Genomic DNA, 11412 nt, shown 5'->3' with positions numbered 1-11412 from the left:
AGTGGTCGGCGCGGTTGATCTGGATCGAGCTCACCGACACAGGCGTCGAGATCTCTCAGGCCACTGTCGGTCGTTGGCTTCGTCGGCTGGGGTTGAATCGTCGCCGCTGGCTTGATGTCGACGGCGAGCTGTTGCGCAAGCCGGGCAAGATCACTGCCCGCTACAAGGGCCACATGGTCCACCTGGATGTGAAGAAGGTCGGACGGATCCCCGATGGTGGGGGCTGGCGGTCTCGCGGCCGCGGCAAGGCTGGCCCGCGGCAGAAGGTCGGCTACGCCTACCTGCACTCGGCAATCGACGGGTTCTCCCGGCTGGCCTATACCGAACCCCATACCGATGAGAAAGCCGCCACCGTGTTGGAGTTTTGGCGCAACGCGCAAGCCTTCTTCGCAGCCCACCGCATCACCGAGATCACTCGCGTGATTACTGACAACGGGCCGTGTTACACCAGCGAACTGTTCACCGCCCGACTCAAAACCCAGGGCATCACCCATCAGCGGACCCGGCCCTACACGCCACGACACAACGGCAAGGTTGAGCGCTATAACCGGATCCTGGCCGAGGAGCTTCTCTACGCCCGCCCCTACCACTCAGAAACCGAACGAGCCCAAGCCGCCGCCATCTGGAACATCCACTACAACTACCATCGACCCCACACCGCCTGCCGAGACCAGCCCCCCGCCACACGACTCCCCACCGGCGTCACCAACGTCATGCGCAACTACAACTAAGCACTCCAGCCACCGGTTCACCCACTTCGACACGCAAGTCCGTGAGCTACTCGTGATATGCGCGATCGGGAGATGCTGGCAACGTGCGACTAAGCGGCGACGGCCCTCGAGGGTGAGCGGGACGTAGCGGTGTGCCATAGAGCAGGTTTTTCTTTGGCTGACCCGACGTGATGAAGGCTTTGGCACCCTCACCCTGCTGCCACAGGGACCTGCTCGTTCTTCTCAGCCCCTACCCACACCGTCAACAACTAGGTCACACCTGTAGCCCAGCAATCCTCGACACCCTTGGCCGCACTATGTCTGTCGCCTCAGTTGTTGAATAATCATCAACTAATTCAACTATCGAGCTATTGTTGATTTACTATTTCTTTAGTTGTGTAGCTGTCTTCTTTCTTCTCCGGTGGTTTGCGGATTCACTCGGTTCATCATCTTGCGACACAGCCTGTTCGGCGATGCCGCCAGGCTTAAACTGCTCAAGGTACCAGTTGCTAATTGCTGCAGATGCTCTGGCACAGTCTAAGGCTCGAATGGCCTCGATATCAAAGCTATACCCGTGAACGATAGCGTTCCTGCCCTCGACTATCATTTCGAGATAATCTTTGTATTTTTTTCCTTCGAGATAATCATTGTCCAAAAAACTCTTTAAATTAGATGCGAGTATATCACCGTTCTCTATCCGCTTGAGTATCATTAAAAGGTTACTATATCGAGGATTTCGTCCAGTCTTGAAAGATGTCTCGTCGAGGTAGTGGTAAACAACAGCCCCAAACTTCCTCTGATATAAATTTTCTATACAAGCTTGCTCTGTCACTTCAATATGTCCACAGCTACGAACCAAAAGCCAGTTGCATAAAAAATGCAAAGTATTTGAAAGAGGTTCGCTTTCATGGAATAGTTTTACTTCTTTGACTAAATGCAGCATTTCATTAAGTGAATGTGCAACTGTTTCTGGAATCCATTGGCGGCGCTCTTCAGTCATTACTAAACTCGCGATAAACTTCAGATATTCTTGTGTGGACCTTGGTGTCGTCAGAAGTAGATTCTGATGTAGAGTCAATGTAGGCTTGGTTTGTGTTTAGAGCTTCGATAACTTTAACTACTTTATTTGAGGTAAGTTCATTGCCTTTAGCCGCATATCTCATCGCGCCAACCATTAGTGAATCGACCCGTGATGAATTGATCTGTCTTCTTTCGCTTGTTGAGAACAATAAAGAATTGTAGTTTTTGGTATATGCATTAGTGACGTATTTAAACAATTCTATTTCGGATTTAAAGGAACTGGCATCGACGTTCCTGTACTCCTGGGCGAAACTATTGAGAAATCCACCTAAGGGCTTATGGTAGTTTTCTTCATCTTTGAAGAGTGCAATGATTCGCAAAACGAGTTCATGATCCCTAAACCGTTTGTTAGGATCGCTGCCATATAAATTTCGCCAGTTACTATCTTTGTTGAGATCGTCGATCATCTGCATTAAGCTGCCATTGTAGAGAGCCATTCGTATTTCATGTGGGGTCAGTTTTGTGCCCCCCGAATTTAGGCGGGCAAAGACATCATAGACTGCTTCGACTGCATGTGGTTTATCTTCGAGTCGAATAACAGTTGCTGAGACATAGGTATTATCAAGAAATCTTCTCGAATCGGCTTCAAGCTTTGCGTATGACAGTTTATCATATGGAGAACCTTTAAGTGATAATTTGTAGTCCTTGTCGCCATATGAGCCATCATAAAATACTCGAAGAGTCTGGAGTCGTTGTTGTCCATCGAGTACAACCAAGCGGCCGTCGGTCTGGTTGACAAAAAAGAGACTTGGTGTGGGGTATCCTAGCAGCATCGACTCAATAAAGGAGTCCATTTGTTTTCTTGACCAAACAAATCCTCGCTGGAAAGGATTTACCTCTAGCTCACCATCGTTTATCCCAATTTGAGGGGTAATTATATCTCCCTTGTTAAGTCGCGATACCAATCCGGCGATATCAAGACTTGCGTTTGAGTATGAAATTCTTCCCCTTGCTGGTGTCAAGTCATCAAATTCGGAATATTCTTCAGTGGTTAAATTAAGATCTGTTTCCATTATTTCATGTGAAAAAGTTTCACTGTTTTTTGATGAACTGTTTACGCTGTTCATTAATTATCCTAATATTACTGGTTGATGATACCCAAGTAAGTCTGGCTAGACAATACACTGTACTATCGGATGAGGCTAGAACCGAAGACTGCTGTAGTTTGATTGCTTTTAGCTTCTGATGTGTTAATGAATGACTTCTGTGTAATTCAGCTTTTAGTTGTTAATAAACGATTCTTTTTGGATAGGTATATTGTGAAGTAGTTGCTGCCTGGTGGAAGGTGTCAAGGTCGTGTGAGACCAGTAGGAGCTCGGCTACTATCGACCATGTGATCAGAACTTGTGCAGTGCGGCTTGCTCGTGATCATATCACTATGATGTGGGCAGTGAACTACTGGACAGAAACTGCCACGCCAACAGGCGAGGAGATGCTCGCCGAGATCAAAGCCGCTCACGGGCCGAGGCCTCTGAGACTTTTGGAAGGCCTTGCGCTGCGTGGGTTCACGGCTCCCAGGCTTGACCGTGATCCCGCGGTGAAGCGGGTCTACGATGCCGTGGCCAAGGCGCGTGCCGTTGGTACCTCATGATGGTGCCCGGTGCGTCGAAGCAGGCCGCGGCACACAAACACCGGGCGCTGTGAGCGACCCCTCCCGAACCGATCAGGGGTTCGTGGAGCGGGCACGCAGACTGTTCGCGCCCGCCGATGGTCCGTGTTAGCCTCCTGGCAAGGCGCATTGCGTCGAATACGGAGAACCACCGCAGGGGAGGGGAGCGATGCCCGTTCACGACCCGAGGGACTACCCCCAGGTACTGGCCCGGATCAAGGACAAGGTCGAGCGGCAGGGCATCGAGCTGGGACCGGTGCTCACCGAAGCCGAGATCGAGGACTTCGAGCGGGCCTGCCGGACGCGACTGCCGGAGGGCTACCGCCTCTTCCTGCAGCGGATCGGTGACGGCTGCGCGGCGATGGTCGATGGTTTCCGGCTCACCCGGCTCGCCGACGTCGAGCGCAAGGACCTGTCCGCCCCGTTCCGGTTCGTGAATCACTTCGTCTGGGAGGCCGAGTACTCGCTCACCGACGACGAGCTGGACAACGAGGTGAACTTCGCGCTGGGGCTCCAGGGCGCCGAACGGGTGCACGTGGACCGTGAGAACCTGGACGAGCTGATCGAGTGGGCCATGGCCAACCAGGGCCTGGAGCTGATCGACGTCGGCTGCGGGCAGACGTTCGAGCTCATCACGGCCGGCCCGTGCGCCGGCGAGGTGTGGGACTTCGCCGACGTCGGCGTCCAGCCCTGCTGCGAACGCCAGGACTTCCTCGGCTGGTTCGAGCTGTGGCTGGACCACCGGGACGACGTGAACTACCAGAAGGACTTCGTCTACCAACCGGTCCACACGACGAACCGCAGCGCCGGGGCCACGTGACCCGCCAGAAGGACGCCGCCCACGAGTGAGCCCTCAACCGTGCGGCTACGACGGGCCGGACGGCGATTCCGGTCACCGGGCACGTCGGTGGTGCGGCGGCTCGTCGTACAGCGCGTGCTCACTGAGCTGGAGCGCGTTGGTCACCAACGCGGACACGTGCTCGCTCGGGCTCTGGTAGTAGTTCGTCGTGCCGTCCTTGCGCACGCCGATCAGGCCTGCGGTGCGCAGCTTGGCGAGGTGCTGCGAGACGGCCGGCATGGGGCGGCCGAGCGCCTGCGCGATCTCGGTCACCGACATCTCGTCCTGGCCGAGCATCGCCAGGATCGCCAGACGCGTACGGTCGGCGAGCAGCTTGAGGACACGGGCCGCGTACGCGACCTCGTCCTCATCGGGTGCCACGGGACTCACACTGCTCACCTCGCTGCATCGCACCGGGGTCTCCACAGTACGCGCCGAATACTTTTATCGCGGGGCAAGTGCCGTTCGTCACCAGCCAGTCATCTCAATTCCCCTGTGGTCAGCATTTATAGTATTTGCTATCATGAGTTTCATGGTGACTGACCTGGCGCGGATCGCCCGTGAGGCCGACGAGGCCACCCGGCAGGCGCGTGCCCGGCTGGTCGAAGCAGTCCGCAAGGCCGCTTCCGAGGGGGTCTCCCAGGCCGAGATCGCACAACAGATCGGGCGCAGCCAGCCCGAGGTGTCACGACTCATCCACTTCCACGGCACCACGCCACGCGCACGAAGGCTCAGGAGGTCTCGCAGAGCCGTCATCGACCTCATTGAGAGGGCGGGTGGCTCGAATGTTCGTGTCTTCGGCTCGGTCGCCACTGGTCATGATCGTGAGGATTCTGACGTCGACTTGCTGTTCCACATGGAGCGGCCTCTCGGGCTCATGGATCTTGCCGGACTCGAGATCGAGCTCGAAGAACTTCTCGGAATTGGTGTCGATCTCGTTCCTGACACCGCAATCCGTCCCGCCATGCGGGAACGCATTCTTGGCGAGGCGGTCCCACTGTGAGTCGTAGGAACCGAACTACTCAAGAACTCATCACTGAGGCGCTTGAACATTTTGATCGTGCGTTGGAGTACTCCACGTGAGATCTTTCTGACCAGTTGACGCTTGATGCCATCGCCATGAGACTATCGGCAGGGATTGACTCCCTCATGCATGTGGAGGATGGTGTTCTGCTCTCGATTCTGGGTGATCAATGGCCAAAGATGAGGGGGATGAGGAACCGGATGGCACATGGCTATGCATTCGTGAATAGTGTGATCATTGTGAAAACCATTGAGAGCAACCTGCCCCCGGTTGTTGACGTCTTGCGAGCACAGCTTGGTGAGAATTGACCTTGGAGTTCCACTGGGTGCTCGCCGAACATCTTGTCGAAGGACGAAGGTCTTGATCCCTTGGATCAGAATCCACCACTCGTTCGCGTAACATTCTGAGTTCGGTGCTGAGGTCTCCACAGTACGACGCCTGCGAGGGCCGCCACGGCGCCGAGTGACGCCATGATGAGCGCGGTTCGGCCCATGCCCCAGTGCGCCAGCGCACCAGTGAGCGGATAGCAGACCAGCCAGCAGCCGTGCGAGAGCGAGAACTGCCCGGCGAACGCGGCGGACAGCCGCTGCTCCGGGACGGCGCGGGGAATGAGACGTCCGATCGGCATTTCGAGGCCGGCCCAGCCGACACCGATGAGTGCCCACAGTGCGGCGACCGCGCCCGGCGTCCACCGGCCGTTCGTCCCGGTCAGTGCCACGGCCACCGCCACCAGCGCCGCGCACAGCAGCAGCGCGCTCGGCAGCATCACCGAGCGTTCCGGCAGCCGGCGCAGGACGCGGGGCAGCGCCAGCGCTGCGGCGATCGAACCGGCCCCGTTCACGGCAAGGAAGAGCGCCACCGCCGTCTGTGACATGCCGAAGTCCGAGCGGACGATCACCACCGTCTGCACCAGCACGAACGAGACGACCGCGGCGACCGTCACATTGAGCGCCACGACGGGCCGCAGCGCCGGGGTCCGGAAGAACAATTCGATGCCCGACCTCGCCCGCCTGAAGAAGGGCTCCTCGTCGTCGGCGGCGATCCCGAGGTCGTGGGGAATCGCCGCCGACACCACGAGCAGCGCCGAGGCGGCGAAGCCGATCGCCGTGCCGAGAAACAGCGTGTTCGCCCGCACCACCAGCAACAGCGCCGCCGCCAGCACCGGCGACAGGATCGTCTCCAGGTCACCGGCCAGGCGCGCCAGGGACAGGGCATTCGTGTAGTCGTCCTCGTCGGGCAGCACCGCCGGTACGACCGACTGGAAGGTCGGCGTGAACGTCGCCGAGGCCGCCTGTAGGACGAACACGAGGACGAAGATCTGCCAGCTTGCGCTCACGAATGGCAGGCACAGTGCCGCAACCAGGCGCAGGACATCCGAACCGACCATCACCGCCCGGCGGGGCAGGTGGACCACGGCCGCGTTGGCCAGGGGAGCGACGAAGACATAGGCGATCATCTTCACGGTGAAGATCGCGCCCAGCACGGCGCTTGCGCTGGTCCCCGCGATGTCATAGGCCACCAGGCCCAGTGCCACCGTCGCCAGGCCGCTGCCGAGCAGCGAGCAGACCAGCGAGCCGAACAGATGCGAGTACACGCGGTGTCGCAGGATCCTCAGCATAACTGCATGATTGCATAATAATGCAAGTATTGACAGGGTCTCAGCCCTTCAGGGTTCCCCTCCGGCCCCGTCCGGTGCCCGCTTGTTCGTGCCCGACACCGGGGTCGGGCCGGGCCCAGTGGACCTGACCTGCCGCGCGACTCACCATCGGTCGCTCTGCCATTCCTCGAGTTCGTCGAAGTAGGAATGGTCCGGCGGGTTCGCGGCGATCTGCTCGCGGAGCCTCCGCGGGCGGGCCCCGCGTTCCTCCTCTACGGCATGGCGTCGGTCCGCTCGCCCATCGTGCGCGGTGCTCGGCGGCAGCCTTGAGCCGGTCACACTGTCGATCTTGATGGGCGTCATCGGCGACTGACAGGAGGACTCACGACTCGGGGCGGCTGACACGACTCTCCCGCTCCGACGAGCGTTGGTGTACACCATGGCCTGACTCGGCGAGGGGGCATGGGGCGGCCAAGGGGCCAGGGCGGCTCATGATCGCTGGTGCCGGAGAAGGGACTCGAACCCTCACGCCGCGAAGCACAGGAACCTAAATCCTGCGTGTCTACCAGTTCCACCACTCCGGCAGGGCCCGTTCAGTCTAGCCACCCCGGCCCGCGGGCGCAGCGCGACGGTGGGCCCCACCGGGGCAGGATTCCATCGAGGCGGGGCAGGACCGTCCCGGAGGAGCCGGGAATCCCGCGCCAACAGGGAATGATGCCCTCGATGGCCAGGCGTGTCCCGATGCCCGACGAGCAGGTCCCACCCGTCCGGGTGTCTGCCGTTCGGCGGGGTCGTCCCCGGGGCCGGTAGGGTGCGATCATGCCGCAGCAGAACCAGCCCGACGCCCCCGAGCCCAGCATCGACGACCTGGCACGCGAGTACGGCCCGGAGCACCCGCGCGTCATCGCGGCCCGGCTCGACGAGGCCGACGACATCGGCGAGGCGGGCGACCCGGCCCGCGCGGCTGCGCTCTACGAGCAGCTCATCGCCGACTGCACCCGCATCGGCGGACCCGACCACCAGGTCACGCTCGTGGCACGCAACGACCACGCCAACTGGGTCGGCAAGTCCGGCGACGAGGCCCGGGCCGCCGCCCTGTTCGCCGCGCTCGCCACCGACATGCGCCGCGTCTACGGCCCGGACGACCCCAACACGCTCGCCGTCCGCGCCGGGGCCGGCGGCTGGCACCTGCGGGCCGGCCAGACGAGGCAGGCGGCCCAGGCGTACGGCGAACTCGTCCCCGCCCTGGTGCGGGCGCTCGGTGACGACGACCCGCAGGTGCTCGACGCCCGCTCGGCCCTGGCCGCCGCGCTGCGCGACCAGGACCGGCTGGCCGAGGCCGTCGAGGTCTACGAGCAGCTGCTGCCCGCCCAGCTGCGCGTCCTCGGCGCCGACTCGCCGCTGCTCATGGCGACCCGCGAGACCTACGCCGCGGTACTCGGACGCCTCGGACGCGCCGACGCCGCCCTGCAGGTCTACCAGGGGCTGGCCGCCGACGAGGTCCGCCTGCGCGGCCCCCACGAGCCCGAGACGATGACCGTGCGCCACGAGCTGGCCTACTGGCTGCTGCGCACCGGCCACCTGGACGACGCCATCGCCGCCTTCGGCGCCGTCGCAGGCGACCGCGAGCAGACCCTCGGGCAAGACCACCCGGACACCCTCACGAGCCTCGAATGGCTCGGCCAGGCCTACGCCCTCGCCGACCGTGCGGCCGAGACCGCCGACGTCTACGCGAGGGTCGTCGCCGCCCGCACCCAGGCGAGCGGCCCCGACGAGCCCGAGACGCTGCGCTGCCGCAGCGTGCTGGCCGTCTGGCGGCTGCTCGCCGGCCAGACCCGGCAGGGCCTCGACGAGCTCGAACGACTCATCGCCGACGACGATCGCGTCTTCGGCCCCGACGACCCCCAGACCCTCCGCGACCGCTACAACCACGCCTACCAGCTCGGCTACCACGGGGAGCAGAACCGCGCCAAGGACCTGTTCGAGACCCTCATCGCCGACCAGAGCCGCCTGTTCGGCCCCACCGACCCGTCCACGCTGCTGTCACGCCACGAGTACGCCCGACTCGTCGGCGCCCTCGGCGACCGGGCGCAGGCCATCCTGCTCATGGAGGCGGTGCTCGCGGACAAGGAGCAGGCCCTCGGCTCCGACGACGAGAGCACCGCCGCCACCCGGAGCCAGCTGGAGGCACTACGCGCGGGTGAACCGCAGGGTTGACCGCACCCTGAACGGGCCTCGGGGTGGTTGGCCACCAGCGCACGACCTGGCTAGGCTCGACTCATCGTGCGAGCCCAGAGATCGACAGACCCTGCCGCGAGCACAACGCATGCCCCGCCTCGTGGGCAAGCCCAGTGAAAGGACGTTCCCATGGGCCTCATCAGTTTTCTCCTGCTCGGCCTCATCGCCGGCTCGATCGCCAAGCGCATCCTGAAGGACCAGGGAGGCGGCAGCTGGGTGGCCACCATGTTGCTCGGCGCCGCAGGCGCCATCGTCGGCGGCTGGCTCGGCGGCGAGCTGTTCGGCGTGAGCCTCAGGTCGTTCTTCTCGCTGACCACCTGGCTGCTGGCCATCGGCGGCTCGGTCCTCGTGCTGTTCGTCTACAGCCTCATCACCGGCCGCAAGTAACCGACGGCACCGCCAATCATCTGGTGCGCGCCCATCCTCTGCGGGTGGGCGCGCACCGTCGTGTCCGGGCCCGGCATGGTCTGATCCGCCCGGCCACATGATCTGCGACACTTGACCCGCCGGGCCCGCCCCGGCGCCACGACGGACCAGGACCCCGCTGCCGGGGCCAGGAAGGCGAGGAACCGATGACGTCAGAGCAGATCGACCCGCTGGAGCAGACGATCATCAACCAGACCCGCGAGCTCGGCAAGGACCACCCCACGGTGCTGGCCAGCCGCGCCAACCTGGCCGCCCAGGTGGGGGAGGGCGGCGACCCGGCCCGCGCGGCACGCCTCTACGAGCAGCTGCTGCCCGACCTGGAGCGCGTCCTCGGCGCCGACAGCGCCGACGTGCTGCTGGGCCGCAGCAACCACGCCCACTGGATCGGCAGCGCCGGGAATCCGGCGCGCGCCGCCGAGCTCAACAAGGAACTCGCCGCCGACATGGAGCGTCTGCTCGGCCGCAACCACCTCAACACGCTCACCACCCGCGCCAACTACGCCGGCTGGCTCGGCGAGGCCGGCGAACCGGCCCGGGCCGCCGAACTGTACGCCGAGTTCGTCGCCGACCAGACCGCCGTGCTCGGCAAGGACAACGCCGACGTGCTCGTCAGTCGCGCCAACCACGCCGACATGCTGCGCCGCGCGGGCCACAGCGACCAGGCCGCCGCCGAACTCGAGACGCTCGCGGCCGACCAGGCCCGCGTGCTGGGCGCGGACCGCCCAGACACCCTGTCCCTGCGCGCCAACCTCGCCGAGTGCCTGCTCGAGTCCGAGCAGCCAGCCCGCGCCGTGGAGGTCTACGAGCAGCTCATCCCCGACGAGGCCCGGGTGCTCGGCGCCGACCACCCCGACGCTCTCGTGACCCGCGCCAACTACGCCGAACTGCTCGGCAAGCTCGGCCGCGCCGACGAGGCCATCGCCGAGTTCGGCCGACTCGCCGACGAGGTGGGACCCACCATGGGCGCGGCCCACCCGTTCACGCTGGCGGTCCGCGGCAACATGGGAAACCTGCTCGCCCAGCAGGGCCGCGTCGCCGAGTCGTTGCAGGTCTTCGAGGCGATCCTGGCCGACATCGAACCCGAGTTCGGGCCCGACGACCCCAACACCGTCACGGCCCGCACCTCGGTCGACTACCTGCGCGAGCAGCTGCGCCAGCAGGGTCCCACCGCCCGCGACCTGTGAGTCCGGTGCGCGGCCGACATGCGCCCAGGGCACGCGCGAACGGCGCCGACACGCCCTCCAAATGAGCAGCCTGACATCCGCGGCCCGCGGGGACGCGGCAGGGGCGCCGGTGCCGGCCCTCTCGTGGAGACGAGCGGTGCGCCGTCTCCAGGCCCCGCGCCGGCGGCGCTCAGCCGATGCCCAGCTCGCGGGCGATGCGCTCGACGTGGCCCTTGGCGCGCACGTTGTACATCGCCCGGCGGACGGTGCCGGCCCCGTCGGCGTCCACGTCGATGACGAAGGTGGAACGGATCAGCCCGGTGATCTTCTTGCCGTAGATCATGCGCTCGCCCCACACACCGTAGGCGTCGATCGCCTCGTGGTCGGGATCGGCCAGCAGCGTCACCGCGAGGTTCTTCCGCTCCCGGAACTCGGCGAGCCTGTCGGGGGTGTCCGGCGAGACGCCGATGACGTCCACCCCCGCCTCGGCGAAGGCCTCGACCTGGCCGGTGAAGTCGACGGCCTGCGTCGTGCAGCCGGGCGTCAGGGCCGCCGGGTAGAAGTACAGGACGACGGTGCGGGAGCGGTGATCGGACAGGCGCACCGTCTGTCCGTCCGCGTCGGGCAGGGCGACCTCGGGGGCGGGGTCGCCGTCAGTCAGGAAAGTCATGGCCCAACCATAGGAGGGTCGGCAACCATGGTCGAAGGGGCCCGCCGGGTGCGGATG

12 protein-coding genes and 1 tRNA gene are annotated in these 11412 nt (G+C 63.2%); 7 read left to right on the top strand and 6 right to left on the bottom strand.

Annotated features, from left to right (window positions below; all coding sequences use genetic code 11):
- A partial coding sequence (locus PROPJV5_RS12015) for an IS481 family transposase (protein ID WP_147385451.1) occupies positions 1-731 on the top strand: 731 nt, incomplete at its 5' end.
- A gap of 361 nt (positions 732-1092) precedes the next feature.
- Here the strand turns inward: PROPJV5_RS12015 and PROPJV5_RS12460 are convergent.
- Positions 1093-1710 (bottom strand): hypothetical protein, encoded by a 618-nt coding sequence (locus PROPJV5_RS12460; RefSeq protein ID WP_147385450.1) that lies wholly within the window; start codon positions 1708-1710, stop codon positions 1093-1095.
- Positions 1703-2857 (bottom strand): DUF262 domain-containing protein, encoded by a 1155-nt coding sequence (locus PROPJV5_RS12010; protein WP_119716601.1) that lies wholly within the window; start codon positions 2855-2857, stop codon positions 1703-1705. The genes PROPJV5_RS12460 and PROPJV5_RS12010 overlap by 8 nt, the downstream gene beginning before the upstream one ends.
- A gap of 711 nt (positions 2858-3568) precedes the next feature.
- Here PROPJV5_RS12010 and PROPJV5_RS12005 point away from each other — a divergent pair.
- A complete protein-coding gene (locus PROPJV5_RS12005) occupies positions 3569-4219 on the top strand; it encodes an SMI1/KNR4 family protein (RefSeq protein WP_119716593.1) in 651 nt (216 codons plus the stop codon).
- Between the two features lie 72 nt (positions 4220-4291).
- Here PROPJV5_RS12005 and PROPJV5_RS12000 read toward each other — a convergent pair whose 3' ends face one another.
- The gene (locus PROPJV5_RS12000) at positions 4292-4627 is read right to left on the bottom strand and encodes an ArsR/SmtB family transcription factor (protein WP_220474432.1); all 336 of its coding nucleotides are present in this window, start codon (positions 4625-4627) and stop codon (positions 4292-4294) included.
- A gap of 133 nt (positions 4628-4760) precedes the next feature.
- On the opposite strand from PROPJV5_RS12000, the gene PROPJV5_RS11995 reads away from it, so the two are divergent.
- A complete protein-coding gene (locus PROPJV5_RS11995) occupies positions 4761-5240 on the top strand; it encodes a nucleotidyltransferase domain-containing protein (protein WP_239018500.1) in 480 nt (159 codons plus the stop codon).
- 95 nt (positions 5241-5335) lie between these two features.
- A complete protein-coding gene (locus PROPJV5_RS13180; RefSeq protein WP_420812735.1) occupies positions 5336-5569 on the top strand; it encodes a HepT-like ribonuclease domain-containing protein in 234 nt (77 codons plus the stop codon).
- Positions 5570-5634: 65 nt separating this feature from the next.
- Here the strand turns inward: PROPJV5_RS13180 and PROPJV5_RS11985 are convergent, their stop codons facing one another.
- The gene (locus PROPJV5_RS11985) at positions 5635-6879 is read right to left on the bottom strand and encodes an MFS transporter (protein ID WP_119716590.1); all 1245 of its coding nucleotides are present in this window, start codon (positions 6877-6879) and stop codon (positions 5635-5637) included.
- A gap of 478 nt (positions 6880-7357) precedes the next feature.
- Positions 7358-7442 (bottom strand) — tRNA-Leu (locus PROPJV5_RS11975).
- A gap of 235 nt (positions 7443-7677) precedes the next feature.
- Here PROPJV5_RS11975 and PROPJV5_RS11970 point away from each other — a divergent pair.
- The 3 genes from PROPJV5_RS11970 (at position 7678) to PROPJV5_RS11960 (ending at position 10706) form a co-directional block, all read left to right on the top strand.
- Positions 7678-9075, top strand: coding sequence for a tetratricopeptide repeat protein (locus PROPJV5_RS11970; RefSeq protein WP_119716588.1), 1398 nt, complete (start codon positions 7678-7680; stop codon positions 9073-9075).
- A 150-nt stretch (positions 9076-9225) separates the two neighbouring features.
- Complete coding sequence (locus PROPJV5_RS11965) at positions 9226-9483, top strand: GlsB/YeaQ/YmgE family stress response membrane protein (protein ID WP_119716587.1); 258 nt, start codon at positions 9226-9228, stop codon at positions 9481-9483.
- A 185-nt stretch (positions 9484-9668) separates the two neighbouring features.
- A complete protein-coding gene (locus PROPJV5_RS11960; RefSeq protein WP_119716586.1) occupies positions 9669-10706 on the top strand; it encodes a tetratricopeptide repeat protein in 1038 nt (345 codons plus the stop codon).
- A gap of 169 nt (positions 10707-10875) precedes the next feature.
- Here the strand turns inward: PROPJV5_RS11960 and bcp are convergent, their stop codons facing one another.
- Positions 10876-11355 (bottom strand): thioredoxin-dependent thiol peroxidase, encoded by a 480-nt coding sequence (gene bcp, locus PROPJV5_RS11955; protein WP_119716585.1) that lies wholly within the window; start codon positions 11353-11355, stop codon positions 10876-10878.
- Positions 11356-11412 lie beyond the last annotated feature (57 nt).

The organism is Propionibacterium ruminifibrarum, assembly GCF_900289195.1.
GTDB lineage: Bacteria > Actinomycetota > Actinomycetes > Propionibacteriales > Propionibacteriaceae > Propionibacterium > Propionibacterium ruminifibrarum.
This window is presented reverse-complemented; position numbering and strand designations above follow the sequence as displayed.